We start from the raw sequence: 20,468 nt of genomic DNA on the forward strand, positions 1-20,468 counted from the left end.
TTTAAAAATGATGTTGCTCTCTTGACAAATTTATTGTATAATGAAATCAGTAAAAAATCAACGAATGATATTGCCCGTGTTTATGACGATATTGCGCAAAGGAGCTTTTATGGAACGAAAAAGTTTTGAATCGCATCTGTTTGGGAGCAAGCAGCTTCCATTTATCTTCCATTTAGACATCCATAAAGAAGACTTAAAAGACGGCCTTGATATGAATTGGCATCCCAGCATAGAGCTGCTTTACTTCACAGAGGGCAGCGGCAAGGTGTTTTGCGGAACGCAGATATTTAACGTCGCCGTCGGAGACCTTTTTATTGTGAATTCCAATATGCCCCACGCCATTGCATCTGAAACGGTTGTTTATTACCACTGTTTAATTGTAGACAACGAGTTCTGCATGGCAAACGACATAGATACCGACAACATCATTTTCAAAACGCCGCTGAAAGAAACCCATGCCGCCGATATGTTTGAGACCGTAGTTCAGGAGTTTCACGCATTTCAACCCTATAAAAATGCCGGAATTAAAGCTGCAGTTTTAAGCCTGCTGGTCTATCTGGCGCGAAACTGCGCCGAAACCATTGCTGTGCCGCAAAGCGCGGTTTCCATGAAGGATGAAAGTATGAAGCTTGCAATTGGGTATATCAAATCACACATCAACGAAAAATTGTCTTTAGATGAAGTTGCAAACGAGGCAGGCTTAAGCAAATATTATTTTTTGCGGGAGTTTAAAAAAATGACAGGCGAAACCCCTGTGTCCTTCATCAACAAAACCAGATGTGAGAATGCAAAAAAAATGCTGAAAACCGGGCGTTATTCCATTAAAGAAGTGTGTGAGAAAAACGGATTTGAAGATTTATCCTACTTCTCCAAGAACTTTAAGCGCTACACGGGGCAAACACCGTCAAAGTATTTAAAAAAGAACACAGCAGATTAATCTGCTGTGTTCTCCTGTAATGTATCCCATTCTGAATAGTAGCTTAACAAAGTTTCATTCATTTCGTCCAGCTTTTGAGAAATTTCAGCACACTTTACATAGTCTGATGCCGTTTCCGGTTTTTCCAGTTCCGCTTTTGCGGCTTCAATGTCATTTTCTAAGACTTCAATGTCCCGCTCTAGCTGTTCTAACTTATTTTTGCGCTTTCGCTGTTCCGACTCTAACTGTTTTCTGCGCAGATAGTCCTCTTTGCCGCTGGTTGTGCTTTTTTCTTTTCCGCCGCTTCCGTCTGCCTTATCTTCCTCTCCGTGCTTTTCTAAATAGTAGCTGTAGTTTCCGGGGAAAGACATCACAACTCCGTTTTCCATCAGCAAAATCCGATTGGCAAGCTTATTAATAAAGTATCGGTCGTGAGAAATTGCAAAAATCGTGCCGTCATATTCTGAAAGCGCGTCCTCCAGCATTTCTCTTGATTGAATATCCAAGTGGTTGGTCGGCTCATCCAGCAATAAAAAATTGGCTTTTTTCAGCATGAGCTTTAGTAACATAAGCCTTGCACGCTCGCCGCCGGAAAGCTCGCTGATGCGCTTAAACACGTCGTCTGCCACAAACAAAAAACCGGCAAGGGCGTTTCTGATTTCCGTATTGGAAAGCGACGGATATGCGTCGCTGATTTCGTCAAAAATTGTTTTAGAGTGGTCCAGCGTTTCCTGCGTCTGGTCGAAATAGCCAATGTCAACATTTGCTCCGATTGAAACACTTCCGCTGTCTGGCTCTAATGCGTTTGTCATAATTTTAAATAACGTGGTTTTTCCGCAGCCATTGGCACCCAATAAAAACGCGCGTTCTTTTCTCCTCAGCAGAAAATTCACATTGCAAAACAACTGCCGCCCGTGAAACCCTTTCGAAAGGTTTACAGCTTCCGCAACATCGTTGCCGCCGGTTTTTGCAATTTGAAACCGCGGCTTAATTCTGTCTAACTCCTCCTGGGGCACAATTAAGTCGGCTTTCAGCCTGTCCACCATTTTTTGCTTGCTCTCGGCGGTTTTAATATTCCGCTCTCTGTTCCAGCGGCGCTGCTGTTCAATGATCCCTTCAATGCGATTAATTTCCCGCATGGTGTTTTCATACCGCCGGGCAATATATTTCTCGTTTTCTTTTTTTTGCTTTTGATACACAGAATAATTCCCGTCATAGCAATTCAGGCGCGCATTTTCAAGTTCAAAAGTTTTATTGGTTACCTTGTCTAAAAAATACCGGTCGTGGGATATCACAATAAATGCGCCCTTGTAGCTTTGCAAAAAGCCCTCCAGCCACTCAACAGACTGAATGTCCAAATGGTTTGTCGGCTCGTCTAACAGCAGCAAATTTGCTTCACTCAGCAAAAGCTTGCAAAGACAAACCCGCGTCTTTTCACCGCCGCTTAAAGCGGAAAAGGGCTTATTAAGGTCTTCCTCCTGAAAACCCATACCAAGGAGCGCAGACTTTGCCAAATTTTTATACGTATACCCGCCCAACGCTTCAAATTGTTCTGTTAAAACGTGGAGCTTTTCGGCATTTTCCTCAGCTTTGCCGATTCCTGCCTCAATTGCGCCGGTTACGTCCAATATCTGTTCTTCCAGTTTTTGCACCCTGGAAAAGATGGTTAACAGCTCGTCACACACGTTTTTATCAGAGTCTGTTCCAATATGCTGTTCTAAATATCCAAACTTTGTTTGCCTGGGAACAAAAATATCTCCGCCGTCAGGGGCGGCTCCATCTAAAATCATATGAAACAGCGTAGTTTTTCCCGTTCCGTTTGCCCCGATTAGCCCCACTTTGTCGTGGTCTTCAACAGAAAACGAAACGTTTTCAAACAAACACCGTTCACCAAAATATTTATTTACTTTCGACAATCCAAGTAAATTCATTTTAAACCTCTATCGTCTCAATTCCCGCAACCGCGCTGGCGACTAATCCTTCAAAATCCAAAAGGCCTTCGGACTTTACAATGTTTTCAAGCTTTGGTTTTGTCAGCGGATGCCGGGGCGTAAAAATCGTGCAGCAGTCCTCATAAGGCAGGACAGACGTTTCAAACGTATCAATCCTGCGGGCAATTTCTACAATTTCCTCTTTGTCCATTCCAATTACAGGTCGAAACACAGGTAAATGCACCGCGTCGTTCGTCACGCAAAGGGCCTCCACAGTCTGGCTCGCCACCTGGCCAATGCTCTCTCCCGTTACCAACGCTTTTGCGTTTACCCTTTGGGCAACCTTTTCAGAAATGGCCATCATAAACCTGCGCATAATCAGGGTTAACTGTTCCGGCGGGCATTTTTCCTTAATTTCGAGCTGTATTTCCGTAAAGGGCACAATATGCACCTTTAGCCCGCCTGTGTAGGCCGCAATAATTTTTGCAAGGGCAAGCACCTTGTCCTTTGCGCGCTGGCTGGTGTATGGATGGGAAAAGAAATGCACGGCCTCTAAGGCCACGCCCCTTTTGGCAACCATAAATCCGGCAACGGGACTGTCAATTCCGCCGGAAAGCAGCAAAACCGCTTTGGAGTTCGAGCCAACAGGCATTCCGCCCAAACCTTTTATGCGGTTGCAGTAGAGATATACATTGGTTTCCCGCACCTCCACCGTGACAAGCTTGTCCGGACGAATTACGTCCACCTTCAGGTTTGGATAGCAGTCGCTTAAAAAGCCACCCAGCTCACGGCAGATATCCGGCGACTTCATGGGATATTTTTTATCTGCCCGCTTTGCCTCCACTTTAAACGTATTCGCGCTTTCCAGTTCTTCTTTTAAGCAATCACGCGCCTCCTGCTTTAACTGTTCAAACTCTTTTGACAATACATAAGCTTTTATGATTGCCACAATGCCAAACACCTTTTTCAGGCGAAAAATGGCCTCGTCCATTTCATTTTCGTTTTTTATATCGGCATAAATCGTCGCCTGCGCGCGCCAAACCTCTGCCTGAATGGGCCCCAGCGCCGCGTAAATGTTTTTAATCAGCATGTCCTCAAAGGTGTGGCGGTTTAAACCTTTTAAGATAATTTCACCGTATTTAATCAAGATTATTTGTTTCAAAAACGTTACCTCCGCGTTGTAAATGTTTCAATTGTATAGAATCAATGTTTTCACAGACATAGAAAACCCGCTCGCTGTCGGTTGTAGCTTTTTTGTTTGTAAACCCGTCGCATTTTTTCTTGACAGAAAACCCGTTTTGCTCTAAAGCACGGCAAATTTCACCGTCTGAATAACAGCGCTCTGTGTGCATCTCGTCAAACCGCTCATAAACATTGCCTTGTTTTACAAAAAAGGTCAAATAAAAATCACAGAGCTTTTCTTCCGCTGAATAGTCATTTTCCCAGGTGTAATAAATGTCTTCGCTGTCAAACGTAAAAATGTTGTCTGATAAAATGTGCTCAAACTTATATTCAGAATTCACGTCAAATAGAAGAAGTCCGCCTGGCTCCAAATAGTTGTTGCAAAGCTTAAAAACTGTGTTCAGCGCGCCGTCCTCCGTTAAATAGTTCAAACTGTCCAAACAGCAGACGATTGCTCCAACCGTGCCATAAAGCTCAAGCTCCTCCATAGGCTGATTTAAAAACAGCACACCGGGATTCTTCTCCCGCGCTTTTATCAGCATTTCTGTGGAACTGTCCGCCCCAATCATTTCATATCCTTTTTGACGCAAAAGGCCGGTCAGCGTACCGGTCCCGCAAGCCAAATCCAGAACAATGCGATTGGCAAGTTTTTGTACTTTTATTTCCCGGTCAATCAGCTCTGCAATTTGGCCGTAGGGCACGTCAAGCATCAATCGGTCATACACACCGGCAAATTTTCCATAAGCGTCCATCTTTAATCGTCCTTTTTTATTTGTTCCCAGTAGTTTTTAATGGCCGTTTCATTTTTATTGTTTTGCGGCCTGTAATATTTTTTCCCCCGGAGTTTTTCGGGTAAATAGTCCTGCTTCACATAATGATTGGGGAATTCATGCGGATATTTGTATTCAATTCCGCGGCCAAGCTTTTTTGCACCGCCGTAATGTGCATCTTTTAAATGCTGAGGAACATCTCCTGTATCGCCCGATTCAATGTCGTGCATGGCTTCGTCAATGGCGCAAATAACGGCGTTTGATTTCGGCGCAGTTGCCAAAAGGAGCACTGCGTGGCAAAGGGGAATCCGCGCTTCCGGAAGGCCCACCTGCAACGCGCTGTCCACACAGGCTTTCACAATGCTTGCCGCCGCCGGATACGCCAAACCAATGTCCTCCGAAGCTGTTACCATCAGCCTGCGGCAGGCCGACTGTAAATCGCCTGCGGCTAAAATCCGCGCAAGATAGTGCACTGCCGCGTCCGGGTCGCTGCCGCGGATAGATTTCTGAAACGCTGACAGAACGTCGTAGTGGCTGTCTCCGTCCCGGTCGTGACGAAACGCCTTTTTAGAAGACGCCTGCTCCACCATTTCAACACTAATATGGAGGGTGCCGTCAAGCGTGTCACCTGCAGACATTACGCACATTTCCAGCGTATTGAGCGCCTTTCTCACGTCGCCGCCGCAAGTTTCGGCAATTGCCTCAAAAGCAAAATCGGAAAACTCAATTTGCAGCTTCAGCTCGTCTTCTAAAATGCAAACGCCGCGGCGTATGGCCTTTAAAATGTCTTTCACTTCCAGCGGCTTAAACTCAAACACCGCAGAACGGCTTAAAATCGCGTTATACACATAAAAATAAGGATTTTCCGTGGTGCTTGCAATCAGCGTAACCGAGCCGTTTTCAATCACCTCCAGCAGGGACTGCTGCTGCTTTTTATTAAAGTTTTGAATTTCATCCAAATAGAGCAAAATGCCGTTTTCACTGCCTAGCGAACCTACGTCAGCAATCACTGCTTTTACATCAGCAACCGAAGCATTGGTAGCGTTTAACTTATACAAGCGTTTATTAGACATTTTTGCAACAATATTTGCCATTGTAGTTTTCCCAGTGCCGGAAGGGCCGAAGAAAATCATATTCGATATTTTTCCAGCATGAATTAAATTATAGAGGAGCTTTCCGGGGGCAATCAGATGACTTTGCCCAACAAAATCTTCTAATGTTTCCGGTCTAATTCTGTCTGCCAGCGGGCCGGTCATATCAATCACTCCCTTTTCGTGTTAAAAAAGGCCTGGTTAACACGAATGTTTAACAGACCTTTTTAAAAATCTTAAATTATTTCTTTTTCGGTGCAATAACCACTTTTCTGTTAGGTTCGTCGCCAATGCTGAACGTGTCCACATTCGGATTGTTCTGCAGCGTAGCGTGAATGATCCGCCGTTCGTTTGAGTGCATAGGCTCAAGTGTAATCTTCCGGTTATTTCGCGTTACAGACGCCGCAAGATTTTTCGCAAGCTTAATCAGCGTCTGCTCCCGTCTTGCGCGGTAATCTTCTGCGTCTAAAATCACTTTCACATATTCGCCGTCGCCTTTATTAACGCACAGGTTTACCAAATGCTCTAAAGCATCTAAGGTGTCGCCGCGTTTTCCAATGATAATTCCTAAATTGTCTCCAATTAAGTTAATCGTCATGATTTTGCCTTCTGTTTTTACGTCCAGTTCAACCCTCAGCCCCATGGAAACAAACACATTGTCTAAAAATTCCCGCGCGCGGCCTTCTAAATTAATGTTGGGCGTCACTTTCACAACCGCATCTTTCGCGCCTAACCCAAACAGCCCTCGGCTGCCCTCTTCAATTACTTCAATTTCAACATTATCCCGATCAAGGCCCAGTTCCGCTAAAGCGAGCTTTACAGCTTCATCAACGGTTTTGGCCGATTTTTCTACACATTTACTCATCTCAAATTTCATAGCCTTTCCTCCCGCATAATCGATGTTTATGGTTATATCCGCGGGCAGAATATAAACCAGAACAACTTATTTCTTCTTTTTCTTACGCTCTCTGTAGTGCGCAGGCCTGTCCTCGTCCACAGGCACATCTACCGTGATATGCTTGTTCATTAAATACATCTGCAAAATCTGAAACAGGTTTGAAACCGTCCAATAAAGGCCTAAGCCAGCAGGAAGTGTAACCGCAAACCACGCTGTCATCAACGGGAACAAATAGTTCATAACTTTCATGCTGGATGCAGTGGGGTTATTTTCCTGCGACGCCATTCCGCTCATCTTGTTTGAGATATGGGACACTAAAAACGTAGTACCGCCGGCTACTATCGGAATTAAAACATAAATCCAATGTTCGGAAATATACTGCAGCGTCGGCGTAACCGACAGGTTAAATCCAAAAAAGTCAAAATTAATCAGATCGTGGGAGCTGATAAACTCGCCTACTTTATCGAAGGAGCCCCGCATTTTATTGGCCAGGTCAATCTGGTCAATCCGGGCAAAATCAGCGGCGGCGGAACCGTTTATCCGCTCGTAAATCTGCATGATAACGTCGTTCGACAGCATCATAACATAGCTGATTGGCTTTCTGATGATATTATACAGCGCAATCAGAATTGGGAACTGGATCAGCATCGGCAGGCAACCACCCATGGGGTTTACGCCGGCCTCCTGATAAAGCTTCATTGTTTCCTGATTCAGTTTTTCCTGATCATATTTATACTTCTCCTGAATTTTAGCAAGCTTCGGCTGAATCGCCTGCGTTTTTTTCATTGATCTTTGCTGTTTTAAAGTGAGCGGAAACAGAATCAGCTTCATGATAAGCGTAAATAAAATGATTGTCCAGCCGTAATTCCCAACTACATAATAAATCCACTTGAACAGATAACCAAGAGGAACGTTGATAATATCAAAAACAGAGTTCAAGATTTTCCTCCTTCAATTTTTCCAGTAATGTTTGTATCCGTCTTCTCTACAGGGTCGAATCCGCCTTTTCCAAACGGATTGCATCGAAGCACACGCCATACCGACATAAATCCCCCCCGGATTACGCCCTTCTTTTCAATCGCCTCAATCGCATAGGACGAGCACGTGGGGTAAAACCGGCAACAGGGTCTTTTCAGCGGTGAAACATATTTTTGATAAAGACGAATCAATCGAATTAAAAGTGTTTTCATACCTTTTACTTGCCGGTGCGCAAGAATAGTCCGGCGCGGCCAAAAAGCCTGTCCGTTATGTGCGAAATGTCTTCCAGCGAATCAATGGTCAGGCTGCCTTCCCGAGCCGCCAGAATCAAATCATATCCCGGTTTGATGTTTGCTTCCGAAAGCCTGTAGCTTTCTTTTAAAAGCCTTCTTACACGGTTGCGTTTCACGGCTTTGGCTAATTTTTTTCCAACTCTAAAACCCAAACGGTTCTGATTAAGCCCGTTGGGCAAATAGTACAGCGTAAAGTATTTGTGGTATGACCTTTTTCCGTTTCTGTAGACGGATAAAAACTGTTCGTTTCTGTTTAAACTTATCGTATTTTTCATGTTTTTGTAAACTATGAATAAAGTCGCTGAAGAAATGCCCTCAGCGACCAAATGTTCATAAATTCAAGGTTATGCAGATAAAACCTTTCTGCCCTTCAGTCTTCTTCTGGCTAAAACCTTTCTACCCGAACGAGAACTCATTCTGTTTCTGAAGCCATGATCTTTTTTTCTTTTGCGCCTATTCGGCTGATATGTTCTGAGCAAGTGCCACACCTCCTGTAAATAACTGTCACAGCACACCACAAATTCCCTGTGTATCCTTGAATATTATACATAAATAATCTTTAAATGTCAATACCTTTTTCAAAATTTAAAGAATTTTGTTTTGCGCATTGCCCGCAAATTATATGAATAAATAGTAAAATTTTAATAAAACACTTGTTATCCTTTTTTATCCTGTGATATAATGAAATACATTGTACAAGTCTTTATAGACGAATATTTTTTTGGGAGGAACATTTATGCAAATTGATTTGTCCTGTCCTGTTGAAAATCAAGGGACAATTGTAAAAACCAATTCCGAAACAAACGAACCTTATCTTTTACTAAAGCTTTTCAATTTAAGCGAAAAGGAAATTGCTGCTTTAACCTTTCACGTTTTGGCCTACGACGCGAACGGCGGTGAGCTAGGAACAGTTCCTGTTACGTTAGACGGGCTAAACGCACAGCCTAAAACATTTTTTGCAGAATCGAAAGCCGTTTCCCTGGTAGGAATTGAAGACGCAAAACACTTTGTTGTAGTAGTTGACAGCGTAACATTTTCCGATGACACCTCCTATGAACCGTCGGAAAACCACACCGTTGATGCTGATGATTCGGAAGCCTCTATAGACGATGCAATGCTTCTGCGCCAGTTTGTGCCGGAGGCGGTATGCTTTTCGTCTGAACACGGCAACTATTGGAGATGCGTGTGCGGACGGGCAAACTTTGTTGATGCAGAAAACTGCGTTCGCTGCGGACGGGCGAAAAGCGATGTTTTGGCAAAGTTCAGTTCCAGAGATGCCTTAAGAGAAACCATTGTAAAGGCACAGGAAGAGGCTGAAAAACAAAGGCTTGAAGAAGAGGAACGCTTAAAAGCGGAAAAAGAACTGAAAAAAGCAAAATTAAAGAAATCCTTGCTGATTGCATTAATCGTACTTATTGCAGCCGCAATTGTGGCTTGCGCCGGCTTCTTTATTTACCGGGCCGTGTTAAATTCCAGCGCTGACAAGGCGCTGCAAAGCGGTGACTATTTAAAAGCCTATGAAAACTATGAAAAAACCGGCAACGTAAAACTTGCGGAAGTAACGGAACATATTCAGGGCAACACTCCGGCAAACCTGATGTTCCAGAGCGGGCTGATTGCTTCAGACGAGGAAAACGTGTATTATCTTGCGCTGGATAACACGTCTTATAACTTCCACTTGATTAAAGAAAACAAAATTTCAAAAGAAAAAACAACCTTAACCGACGCAGCCGGCGGTTCATTAAACGTTACAAAAGACTGGATTTATTTTGTAGATGTTGAAAACGGCTATGTAAAACGCATCTCGAAAGACGGTCAGACCATCGAGCCAGTTTTGGACACGGGCGCTTCGTTCCTCTCGGTGCTCGGAAACACCATGTATTACATCAAGGTGGATTACGACAATCCGGACAAACTGCCGGAAGAACAATGTCAGACTCTGGCCGCACAGGGACAGATGAAAACATTCCGCCATCTTTATAAGATGGACTTAGACAGCAAAAAGTCCAAACTCATCAGCGAGGAAAGCATTAGCGCATGCTCCATTTACGGCGACAGAATTTATTACCTCACCGACAATGAAGACGAGTGGCAGGCATATAATCTGTACTCTATGGATCTAAACGGCAAAGACAAACAAGTGGTAATTGACGTGCCGGTTGCTTCTTTCTTAATCAACGGCGACGATTTATACTATGTAAGAATGTATAACGACGCATCCAAAGGCAACAAGATTTCCAGCGGTGCAGATTTGGATTATACCATCGTACGCAAAAACTTAAAAGACGGCGGGGTTTCCGAACTTGGCCAGCAGTATATGGTTACTTATATGAATGCCAACAGCGACAAGCTTTTCTTCATTGGTTTAAACAGAGAGGACTATTTAAATTCGCTGTCAGGTGAATCGGAAGCGCAGGCTGCACCGGCGCTCTATGCCATGGATTTTGCCACAGGCGACATCAAACAGCTGGTTTCTGGCGAAGTGCAGATCTTTAATGTGTTGGATGACGACGTAATTATTTACATTGCTACCCAGGGTATGTGCAGGGTGAAAGCTGACGGTACAGGCTTTGAGCAGCTGTTAACCAGTGACGCCGCGCCGCAGGCGCCGCAGGACGGGGTCAGCCAGAATACCGACACTCCGGAAGGCGACCAGGCGAACGTTTCTCAGGCTCCTGATGCTGAGCCTGCCGAATAAAAAATAAAGTTCTATGTATAAATAAAAAATAATGTGAGCATAATGAAAATAGACCTCACAAAATACATTTGGCATCTACGCGATGCTGTCCCCCTTTTTTAAAAAACGGGATTGCCTGACAGGCAGTCCCGTTTTTTTGTTAATCTCCGTAAATAACGGTTGTAAACACCGCGTTTGAGGTTCGTTTCGCATCTAAAAATTTTAAAGCCTGCCAAATCATTTCAGCAGCCTGTGCGCGGGTGATGCTGGTATATGGCCGGATTGTGTTGTCCTCATACCCTTGAATAATGCCATATGCCTCTAAATTTTTCACAGACTGCATTGCCCAGTCTGGAATGTTTGTCACATCTTTAAACTCCGCTTCGTCCACACCATAGGAATCAAGCCGCAGGGCATAGTCCACAATCGTAATTGCTTCAGCCCTTGTAATTGAGTCATAGGGATTAAAATAAAGCAGCCCATCCTTCCCCTTTGTGCCTGCAATAATATCATATTCATAGGCCGCAATGCCCACTCGCATTACATAAGAGGGAACGTTTTTGTCTGAAAACGGATTGTCGGCCAGGCTGTCTTTTGGTTTCACGCCAAAAATGGCGTTAACCATCAGCACAAATTCAAACCGGTTGATTTTTTCGTCAGGATTAAAATAAAAATTGTTTCCGAAATCTTCACCAATTACATAGCCCCGCGATGCAAGCATACCAGCAGAATATGCACCCCAGTGAGAAAGCATATCCTCATATCTGAGAGGCTTTAACTCGTTATTTTGGCTGGGCGCCGCTTCTTTCGTTTCTTCCTGCTTCACTTCTGCATTTTGCTGTGCATTGTTTTCAGATTTGCCGTCATAATTTTCTTTTTCAGCATAATTCTCCTGCTGGGGCTGCTGGGTTTCGCCTTTTTCCGGAACTGCCGGCGTCTGTGACTCCTGCGGCGTTTCGCCCTCCTCTGTTTGCTCTCCCTCCGGGATTACAGAAGGGGTTTCCACTCCTGAGCCAATTGTTATGACAACAGCACCGGGATAAGGCGACTGTGCCCCCCCATAGTTTGCCGTCCAGGTGAAAATTGCTTCGCCTTCATATCCGGTTGTGGGTACAAAGGTCAGACCGTTTAAATCGCCCACAGAAACGGTGTTCCCCTTACCCACCACACTTCCATTAAGCTTTAAATTTCCGGCTGTGGGGTTTGTCACCTGGTCAAACCGAATAAAAACCAAACTCTTCCCGCTGGGCGGGTTTGCGCTTCCTATAAAATCGTTTGCGCTGAAAGAAAGCGTCGTATCCCTGGGGGTAGATTTTGTAAAATCGTTTGCAACCAAGGTTTGTGCGAACGCCGTCAGTGGATATAATAACAACTGAAACATAAAAACTGTTATAAATGTTACCGATAATTTTTTCATTTCACACCTCCAAAATTAAATTTGAAAACATCTAATGTTGATATTTTCATACATTTAATTTCTGCATGCAAAGCAAATATATTCCCGATACATTTTAACAGTTTTGTAAGAATATTATTTTAAATTTAATAATTGGAATGCATTTTTCCAATAAATTTTTTCATATTCATCATTTGTTAAATTTAGCTTTTTCATACATTCAAATTCAAATTTATGATTTGAAAGCGGATAATCCGTTCCGAATAGAACCCTGTCAGTCCCATGAGCCCTAATAATGGCCGCAGACTCTTCCGGCGGCAGGAACCGAATGGAACTTGAGGTATCAATATACACATTTTTACCAATAAGGTATTTTTTTGCTTCCTCCCACTCGCCATATCCGCCTAAATGAGCGGCGATAAAGGTCACCTGGGGCAGCTCTTTCATAACGCTTGCCAACCGCCCTGGCGTTGCGTCTTTCACGTTTTTGTCGCCCACGTGAATCAGCACGGGAAACTTGCTGCCAATTTTTTCATACATTTGCATGGCCTTGTCATCGTCAATTTTAAAGCCTTGAAAAATCGGATGAAACTTAATCCCCGATAGGCCCAGTTCTTTGAAACGGTTTATTTCAGCGTCCATTTCGTCAAAATCGCAGTGCAGCGTTCCAAAGCCAACAATGTGTTCGCTTAAAAGCGAGGAAACATAGTCGTTAATCATCTGCACCTGTTTTGGTTTTGTGGCGGTTGCACAAACCACCAGCTTATCAATTTTATTTTTTTTCGCGCTCTCCGTCAGGTGCACCAGCCTTCCGTCTGCTGCCGGCTGAATATCGTAATAATGGTGCAAATTTTCAGTTGCTTTTACCGCAATTTTGTCGTCAAACGCATGTGCATGAATATCTACTATTTTTTCAGGCAATATTTTCACTCCCAAACATGAAACGGCACAGCTTACAAAAGCTGCGCCGCTGATAAAACAGAATCAACTATCTCTGTACCCGTCCTGAACCGTCGCCGCCCATTAAAGCTTTTACTTCGGACTCAGAAACTAAATTAAAGTCACCCTCGATGGTATGTTTTAAACAAGACGCAGCAACCGCATATTCAATGGTATCCTGCATGCTGTAATTCTCCAGCAGCGCGTGAATTAAACCGCCGCCGAAAGAATCGCCTCCGCCGACTCTGTCTACAATGTTAATGGTATATTTTTTTGATTTATAAAAATCTTTTCCATCATAAAGCAGTGCCGACCAATTATTCACAGAAGCCGAAATGCTCTCACGCAGTGTAATTGCAACCTTTTTCACACCAAACCTGTCAATTAATTGCTGGCAAACCTCTTTGTAGCCTTCGTCGCTGAGCTTTCCTGATGTGATGTCCGTCTGAGAGGCTTTAATGCCAAACACCTTTTCCGCATCTTCTTCATTGGCAATGACCACGTCAACATACTGCATAAGCTCGCCCATTACCTTGCCGGCCTTTTCGCTGGACCAAAGTTTTTTTCTAAAGTTTAAGTCACAGCTTATTTCCACGCCTCTTGCCTTCGCAGCTTTGCAGGCCTCAAGGCTGATTTTCGCTGCATCATCGGAAACAGCCGGAGTGATGCCGGTAAAGTGGAACCACTTTGCACCGTCAAAAATCTTATCCCAATCAAAATCCTCTGTTTTTGCTGTGGAAATAGAAGAATGTGCCCGGTCATACACAACGTTAGACGCCCTCTGTGACGCGCCCTTTTCAACAAAATAGATGCCCAAACGCTCGCCGCCGCGGGCAATATAATCGGTATGAACGCCGTATTTTCTAAGCTCCGACTCACATGCCGCTCCCAGTGGATTTTCCGGAAGCTTGGTTACGTAGTAAGCGTCGTGTCCATAGTTTGCAAGGGAAACTGCAACGTTTGCTTCTCCGCCGCCGTAAACCGCATCAAAACTTTTTGCCTGTATGTATCTCTGATAATCCGGCGTCTGCAGTCTGAGCATAATTTCGCCGAATGTTACTACCTTTGCCATATTTATTTACCTCCAATCATGAATTAAGGCCTCTGGCCTCTTTAATTTTTTGAATGAACTCGCGGCCAGTTTTCGTAATCTGCGCATAGTCGCCTGTTTTAGCGCCTGCGGTTAACGCGCCGCCGGCTCCAACTGCAACTGCACCGTTTTTGATCCACTCGCCGACATTATTTACGTCAACACCGCCGGTAGGCATTAATTTTGCCTGCGGGATAGGTCCTTTAATTGCTTTTAAGATTTTCGGCCCAAATGCTTCGCCTGGGAACACTTTTACAATGTCTGCACCGGCTTCCATTGCCTCAACCACTTCTTTAATCGTCATGGCGCCGGGCATACACGGAACCCTGTAACGATTACAAAGCTTAACAGAATCTGCATTAAAGTAGGGACTTACAATATACTGTGCACCGGATAAAATCGCAACTCTTGCTGTTTCTGAATCCAGCACAGTGCCCGCGCCCAAAATAATTTCTTCAGGGGTATATCGTTTTGCCAATTCTTCAATTACCCGATGTGCGCCAGGAACAGTAAATGTAAGCTCAATTGCAGCAACACCGCCCTCAATGCAGGCGTCGGTAATCCGCATTGCCTGCTCGCTGTCAGACGCTCTGACAACAGCAACAATACCAGCGTCACAAATTCTGGTAATTACCTTTTCCTTATCCATATTTCGTCACTCCTTGTAAATTTTAACTCAAATCCAATCCAGATTATACTTTACCATATTCCGCGAAAAAAGTCAATAAAATTTCTTGCTTTCATGCCATGAAAGGTTTACCTAAAAATGCTGAAAAAAGCCGTGCACTTTAAAAGTGCACGGCCTAACTTATCTTTAGTAATTTTAAAATTTTGTCAATTGTAGATTTACTCTGCCGCAGCCGCTGCGTTCGGCGAAGCGCTTGCCGCCGGAGAACCGGAGGGGCTTGCTTCCGCTGTTGTGGGAGCCGCAGAGGATTTGGTTTCAGGTGTTGTAGTTTCTGGCTTTGCAGACGCCGCAGGCGACACAGTTGTTTTTGCAGGTGCCTCCGTGTTTGTTGCAGCTGAATCAGCATCGCCGTTGCCGCAGCCGGTTAAACAGCCAACAGCCACTACACAGCTGAGGATTCCGAGCACAAGTTTGTTCTTCATCCTATTTCCTCCTCATAAATCTTCAATTTTTATTTTTAACAGACAACGCTGCCTATTAAACATGAAATTATTTTGACAAGTTCTTTTTCAGTGTTTCCAGTTCTTCTTTAATTTCCTTCGGAAGCCTGTCGCCGAACTGTGCAAAATACTGTTCCTGATTTTCAACGTCTTCCAGCCATACTGCTTTGTCAACGGTCAACAATTCTTCCATTGTTGCATCGTCAATGTCGAGGTTGTTAACGTCAAGATCCTCTTTCTTCGGCAGATAGCCAATGGGGCTTTCCACTGCGTCTTTTTTGCCTTCGCATCTATCTAAAATCCAAAGCAGCACGCGCATGTTGTCGCCAAATCCAGGCCAGATAAAGTTGCCGTTTTCGTCCTGTCTGAACCAGTTAACATGGAAAATCTTCGGAGCTTTGTCAGCATCCATTTTCTTGCCCATTTCAATCCAGTGTGCAAAATAGTCCGCCATGTTGTAGCCAACAAACGGTTTCATTGCCATGGGGTCACGTCTTACAACGCCAACCGCACCTGCAGCGGCCGCTGTGGTTTCAGAAGCCATGGTTGCGCCAACAAACACGCCGTGCTGCCAGTCTCTTGCCTGGTAAACCAGCGGAGCAGTTTTTGCACGTCTGCCGCCAAATACAATTGCAGAAACCGGAACGCCTTCCGGATTTTCAAATTCACTGGAAATGCACGGGCAGTTAATTGCCGGAGCTGTAAATCTGGAATTGGGATGTGCAAGCTTGCCTTCATAAGTTTTGCCGTTAACTAGCTTTCCTGTCCACTCTGTGCAGTCTTCCGGAGGGTTCTTGTCAAGCCCTTCCCACCAAACGGTGTTGTCGGCATTATTGATTGCAACGTTTGTAAAAATTGTATTTTTCTTTGCAGATTCTAACGCATTAAAGTTTGTTTTTTCGCTTGTGCCAGGAGCAACGCCAAAGAAGCCAGCTTCCGGGTTAATTGCATAGAGTCTTCCGTCCTTACCAATCCGAAGCCATGCAATGTCGTCGCCGACCGTCCAAACCTTGTAGCCTTTTTCTTTTAAATATTCCGGCGGAATTAACATTGCCAGGTTTGTTTTGCCGCAGGCAGACGGGAATGCAGCACAGATGTATTTCACTTCGCCCTGTGGGTTTTCCAGTCCTAAAATGAGCATATGCTCTGCCATCCAACCTTCTTTTTTACCGAGGTAAGAAGCAATTCTGAGTGCAAAACATTTTTTGCCCAGCAGCACGTTGCCGCCGTATGCGGAGTTAATAGACCAGATTGTGGAATCCTGCGGGAAATGCACGATATATCTTTCGTCGGGATTCACATCTTTTTTCGCGTGAAGACATTTTACAAAATCAGCGCTGTCGCCAAGTTGGTCTAACACTTTTTGACCGATCCTTGTCATAATCGCCATGTTTAAAACAACATAAATGCTGTCGGTCAGCTCAATGCCGATTTTAGAAAACGGGGAGCCGACAGGTCCCATGGAATAAGGAATTACATACATGGTTCTGCCCTTCATGGAGCCGGTGTAAAGTGCCTTTAATTTTGCATACATCTGCTCAGGAGCCATCCAGTTGTTCACCGGACCCGCTTCCTCCTCTGTGGGGGTGCAGATAAATGTCCTGTCCTCAACGCGGGCAACGTCGTTTTCCGCTGTTCTATGATAATAACAGCCCGGGAGTTTTTCCTGGTTTAATTGAATCATCTCACCTGTTGAAACTGCTTCGGCCCTTAAGTCCTCCAATTGTTTTTCAGAACCGTCAATCCAAACGATTTCGTCGGGTGTGGTCATAGCTGCCATTTCATCAAGCCAGCTAAGCACTGTTTTGTTGTTCGTCATTTTCATTTCTCCTTTCACCGTCGGGTGCTTTTCGTGAGTATTCAGCTATTTTTATACATATGTACCAACAGCATGAAATATCACACGTAAATTTATTCATTTTAATTATACACTATTTTTCCCAAAATTAACAGCACTTTGTTAAAAATATAACCCGTTTTATTCTACAAATTTCTTTTTATAATCGCATTGGATATTTGTGAAAATTGTACCAACGACAGCGCCTCTCCGCGGATATTTTCAGAAATATGAAGCTCCCGCAGAATCTCGCGCAGCGTTTCTTTTTTCACGTTAATTACCTCGTTTTGTGAAACACAGTTTAAAAATGTTTTCCGGCGCATTAAAAACGCCGCTTTAATCAGGGTAAAAAAGTGCTGTTCGTCTATAACGTCCACAGGCGGTTTTTGACGCGCCGTCAGTTTTATGACGGAGGACCAAACCTTTGGAACGGGCATAAATGCCTCGGGGGGAACATCAATCACCGTTTCGGCCTCGCAGCAAAAGTTTACGCTGTAGGTAATTGCGCCGCAGTTTTTGTCGCCAGGGTGAGCGGTAAGGCGCTGCGCAACCTCTTTTTGCACCATAATGACCAAGCTCTCAAACCCCGGATTTTCCTCCAGCAGCTTCATCACAATTGGCGTGGTGATGTAATATGGAAGATTTGCAACAACTTTTACGGGGCCGCTCTCAAACTCATTTTCAAAAAGTTCTTTTAAAGAAAGGTCCATAATGTCGCCATGAATAATATTTACATTGTCAAACCCGGACAAATTCTCGCCCAAAAGCGGCAAAAGCCCCGTATCAATTTCTACCGCCGCTACCTTTTTGGCTGCCGCTGCAAGCCTGCAGGTTAACGCCCCGGCGCCGGGGCCAATTTCCAAAACATTTGTGTCTGCGTCAATTTCTGAAGCCTCAACGATTTTATCCAAAATGGAATCGTCTATTAAAAAGTTTTGTCCCAAAGCTTTGTTAAACTTAAGGCCCCGTTCGTTCATCTGACCTTTTATCACATTTCTGTTATTCAGTTTCAGCAAAATAATACACCTCGAATTCTAACTGTTCACTATATAACCTATTTGCACACACCGGCACAAATTCTTATCAGCGAGTTTCATTATAGCATATTACTTTTAGAAATTCCAACAAATCTAACAAAATTAACCATTCAGACACAAATCATTCAAAAGTCGTTAAAACAACAGGACGGCAATGATTAACGAAAATCAAATACCGCCCTGCCGTTATCAAGCTTTAATTTGGCGCTGAACACCTTGCCGCTTTTGGGAGAGATGAACCCTTCAATCTTATATGTTTCGCCCTCTGAGAGCAATTTTTTTACATTGCTAAGTGAAATTACCCGGCCGCAAATCACGCCATTAATCGTAAATTTGCAGCCCTCTTTATATTTGCTGCAGCCATATCCAAAGCTTGTTCTTCGAACTTCCCCGCCGCACAGGGGACACGTTCCCGCCGCGTCTCCCATAAATCCGTCGTCTGCGTCCAGTTCCGGCGGCACTGCCTTTTTTTGAAATACCGCAGCAATTTCCTGCTCCGCAAGATGAACGCTGTCAAGAATGGAACACTCCGATCGGTAAACCTTTTTCAACGCTTTGCCAAGCTCAGCCGTTTTATATTTGTCCATGTTAATTCCCATTCGCATTAACGCTTCAATCAGAAATTCTCCATCTTTTAAAATGGTATAAACATCTTTTTTCAGCATAATATAGCCGCTTTTTCTGGCATTGTCGATAATTCCTGTTCTGGTAGCTTCTGTGCCCAGCTCCAAGCCCTCGAACACCGCGCGGTATTCCTCTGAGTCATCTTCTGACTGGGCATTCGCCTTTTCTTCCCGAAAGGGATTTTTTAAATAGTTGTTTAACGTTTCAATGGTATAGTGCTTTGGCGGGCTTGTTTCCTTTTCCACAGGCTTAAAGTGAATGTTTACTGCGTCACCCTTTTTTAAGGGCGGCAACAGCTTATCCTTTTTTAAATAATCGTCATATTTTGTCCAGCCCGGCTCTAAAATCACTGTTCCTCTGAGCGTAAATTCTTCTAAGCCGCCGACGCTGATTTTAATTTCTGTTTTTTCTGCAACGCACTTTTCCGCGCAGAACACCGCCACAAACCTTCTCATAATGGTGCTGTAAACAGCATATTCCTTTTCCGATAAGTGCTCTTTTTTTGGTATTTTGGTTGTTGGCGTCAGCGCGGAGTGGGATTCAATTTTGCTGTCGTCAAAAATGGTTTTGGAAAACTGAAACGCCACTGGATAGCCAATGCCGCCAACAGCCGCAATTACTTTCTTCACCTTATCCTGCTCTGCCACAGCCAGATATTCCGAGTTTGTTCTCGGATAGGTCACATACCCCTTTTCATATAAACCCTGCACCGTGTTAAGGCTTTCTTCCATAGACATTTTATATTTTTTTCCCAGCGCATTCTGCAGTTTTGTAAGAGAATACAGTTTTCCCGGCTTTAACGTGTCCTTTTTACGTTTTACCGAGGTGACAACTGCCTTTTCATTGTTATATTTTGCACAAAGAGCCTGTGCTTCGGCCAGCTTTTCCTTTGAGAACTTTTCTTTTGAAAGAAGCTCAATTTCCGCGCCGTTTGTTTCTTCTTTGCTGAAAATTCCAAAATATTTTTCCGGCACAAAGTTTTTAATCGCCATGTCCCGGTCGTAAATTGCCTTCACAATGGGGACAATCACCCGGCCCACGCGCAGAAGCTTTCCTGATTTTAAAGTTGCATAACGGGTTAAATTTACGCCATACAGCCAATCGATAAAAGTGCGTGCATAGCCCTCGTTTGCCAGATTGTCATATTCTGTTTCGTCCTTTAGCTCTTTTATGCCTTCTAAAATTGTTTCCGGCGTCTGGTCCGGCAGCCACAAGCGCTTTAGCTGTTTCGGCTGTTTCAGCGCTTTGTCCACGCACGTTCGGATAATAATTTCACCCTCACGGTCTGAGTCGCCGGCGTTTACAATGGTCTCAACATCATCCCTGTTACAGAGGGAAGATATAATTTCAAACTGGGCTTTCACACCGCCGTCTGTCTGCTTTTTTTCATCGCGGCGGAGCTGAAACTCAAACTTTTTTGGAAAGCATGGCAGGTTATCCATAGTCCATTTTGGCCGAGGTTCTTTGCCGCCCGTGTAATATTCCACATCTGCCAGAGAAAACAGATGGCCAAAGGCCCAGGTTACGATAAAGCCATTGCCTTCAAGATACCCATTGAAACGTTTCATTCCGCCTATGGCAGAAGAAATATTTCGCGCAAGGCTTGGTTTTTCTGCAACAATTAAAATCATTTTGAAGCCCTCTTAAACGTAAAAAAGTGAAAGAGCGGTGCCACTCTTTC

At 44.2% G+C, this 20,468-nt stretch carries 19 protein-coding genes; 2 read left to right on the forward strand and 17 right to left on the reverse strand.

The features are described from left to right. The first annotated feature begins 109 nt into the window (after window positions 1-109). Complete coding sequence (locus H8698_RS00415) at window positions 110-937, forward strand: AraC family transcriptional regulator (protein ID WP_249310545.1); 828 nt, start codon at window positions 110-112, stop codon at window positions 935-937. Here the strand turns inward: H8698_RS00415 and H8698_RS00420 are convergent. The 9 genes from H8698_RS00420 to rpmH all read right to left on the reverse strand — a co-directional run bounded on the left by H8698_RS00420 (window position 934) and on the right by rpmH (window position 8,538). Next, window positions 934-2,847: an ABC-F family ATP-binding cassette domain-containing protein gene (locus H8698_RS00420; protein WP_249310547.1), complete on the reverse strand. Its 1,914-nt coding sequence runs from the start codon at window positions 2,845-2,847 to the stop codon at window positions 934-936. The two genes, H8698_RS00415 and H8698_RS00420, sit on opposite strands and share 4 nt — an antisense overlap. A gap of 1 nt (window position 2,848) precedes the next feature. Further along, window positions 2,849-4,009 carry a tRNA uracil 4-sulfurtransferase ThiI gene (thiI, locus tag H8698_RS00425; protein WP_249310549.1) on the reverse strand — a complete coding sequence of 387 codons (1,161 nt, stop codon included), beginning with the start codon at window positions 4,007-4,009 and terminating at the stop codon, window positions 2,849-2,851. Beyond that, window positions 3,987-4,781: a class I SAM-dependent DNA methyltransferase gene (locus H8698_RS00430; protein WP_249310551.1), complete on the reverse strand. Its 795-nt coding sequence runs from the start codon at window positions 4,779-4,781 to the stop codon at window positions 3,987-3,989. Before H8698_RS00430 ends, thiI begins: the two co-directional genes overlap by 23 nt. A gap of 2 nt (window positions 4,782-4,783) precedes the next feature. Then, entirely contained in the window at window positions 4,784-6,055 is a 1,272-nt protein-coding gene (locus tag H8698_RS00435; protein WP_249310553.1) for a replication-associated recombination protein A, read from the reverse strand. Between the two features lie 76 nt (window positions 6,056-6,131). Continuing rightward, window positions 6,132-6,767, reverse strand: a complete 636-nt coding sequence (gene jag / locus H8698_RS00440; protein WP_249310555.1) for an RNA-binding cell elongation regulator Jag/EloR — start codon at window positions 6,765-6,767, stop codon at window positions 6,132-6,134. A gap of 66 nt (window positions 6,768-6,833) precedes the next feature. After that, window positions 6,834-7,727 (reverse strand): YidC/Oxa1 family membrane protein insertase, encoded by an 894-nt coding sequence (locus H8698_RS00445; protein WP_249310557.1) that lies wholly within the window; start codon window positions 7,725-7,727, stop codon window positions 6,834-6,836. Then, the gene (gene yidD, locus H8698_RS00450) at window positions 7,724-7,978 is read right to left on the reverse strand and encodes a membrane protein insertion efficiency factor YidD (protein ID WP_177678963.1); all 255 of its coding nucleotides are present in this window, start codon (window positions 7,976-7,978) and stop codon (window positions 7,724-7,726) included. Before yidD ends, H8698_RS00445 begins: the two co-directional genes overlap by 4 nt. A 5-nt stretch (window positions 7,979-7,983) precedes the next feature. Continuing rightward, window positions 7,984-8,334, reverse strand: coding sequence for a ribonuclease P protein component (rnpA, locus tag H8698_RS00455; RefSeq protein WP_177678965.1), 351 nt, complete (start codon window positions 8,332-8,334; stop codon window positions 7,984-7,986). Window positions 8,335-8,403: 69 nt separating this feature from the next. Then, window positions 8,404-8,538, reverse strand: a complete 135-nt coding sequence (gene rpmH, locus H8698_RS00460) for a 50S ribosomal protein L34 (protein ID WP_249310559.1) — start codon at window positions 8,536-8,538, stop codon at window positions 8,404-8,406. Window positions 8,539-8,795: 257 nt separating this feature from the next. On the opposite strand from rpmH, the gene H8698_RS00465 reads away from it, so the two are divergent. Further along, the gene (locus H8698_RS00465; RefSeq protein WP_249310561.1) at window positions 8,796-10,757 is read left to right on the forward strand and encodes a DUF5050 domain-containing protein; all 1,962 of its coding nucleotides are present in this window, start codon (window positions 8,796-8,798) and stop codon (window positions 10,755-10,757) included. Window positions 10,758-10,896: 139 nt separating this feature from the next. Here H8698_RS00465 and H8698_RS00470 read toward each other — a convergent pair whose 3' ends face one another. The 8 genes from H8698_RS00470 to H8698_RS00505 form a co-directional block, all read right to left on the reverse strand. Next, window positions 10,897-12,153 carry an S-layer homology domain-containing protein gene (locus H8698_RS00470; RefSeq protein ID WP_249310563.1) on the reverse strand — a complete coding sequence of 419 codons (1,257 nt, stop codon included), beginning with the start codon at window positions 12,151-12,153 and terminating at the stop codon, window positions 10,897-10,899. Window positions 12,154-12,267: 114 nt separating this feature from the next. Beyond that, window positions 12,268-13,053 (reverse strand): amidohydrolase family protein, encoded by a 786-nt coding sequence (locus H8698_RS00475; RefSeq protein WP_249310565.1) that lies wholly within the window; start codon window positions 13,051-13,053, stop codon window positions 12,268-12,270. A 67-nt stretch (window positions 13,054-13,120) separates the two neighbouring features. Then, a complete protein-coding gene (locus tag H8698_RS00480; protein ID WP_249310567.1) occupies window positions 13,121-14,143 on the reverse strand; it encodes a sugar kinase in 1,023 nt (340 codons plus the stop codon). A 16-nt stretch (window positions 14,144-14,159) separates the two neighbouring features. Continuing rightward, a complete protein-coding gene (locus H8698_RS00485) occupies window positions 14,160-14,810 on the reverse strand; it encodes a bifunctional 2-keto-4-hydroxyglutarate aldolase/2-keto-3-deoxy-6-phosphogluconate aldolase (RefSeq protein ID WP_177679324.1) in 651 nt (216 codons plus the stop codon). 197 nt (window positions 14,811-15,007) lie between these two features. Continuing rightward, window positions 15,008-15,271, reverse strand: a complete 264-nt coding sequence (locus H8698_RS00490) for a hypothetical protein (protein WP_249310570.1) — start codon at window positions 15,269-15,271, stop codon at window positions 15,008-15,010. A 67-nt stretch (window positions 15,272-15,338) separates the two neighbouring features. Beyond that, window positions 15,339-17,108: a phosphoenolpyruvate carboxykinase (GTP) gene (locus tag H8698_RS00495; RefSeq protein WP_249310572.1), complete on the reverse strand. Its 1,770-nt coding sequence runs from the start codon at window positions 17,106-17,108 to the stop codon at window positions 15,339-15,341. Between the two features lie 164 nt (window positions 17,109-17,272). After that, window positions 17,273-18,142: a 16S rRNA (adenine(1518)-N(6)/adenine(1519)-N(6))-dimethyltransferase RsmA gene (gene rsmA, locus H8698_RS00500; RefSeq protein ID WP_249310573.1), complete on the reverse strand. Its 870-nt coding sequence runs from the start codon at window positions 18,140-18,142 to the stop codon at window positions 17,273-17,275. Between the two features lie 179 nt (window positions 18,143-18,321). Further along, window positions 18,322-20,418 (reverse strand): type IA DNA topoisomerase, encoded by a 2,097-nt coding sequence (locus tag H8698_RS00505; RefSeq protein WP_249310574.1) that lies wholly within the window; start codon window positions 20,416-20,418, stop codon window positions 18,322-18,324. Window positions 20,419-20,468: the final 50 nt, after the last annotated feature.

The organism is Congzhengia minquanensis, assembly GCF_014384785.1.
GTDB lineage: Bacteria > Bacillota > Clostridia > UBA1381 > UBA9506 > Congzhengia > Congzhengia minquanensis.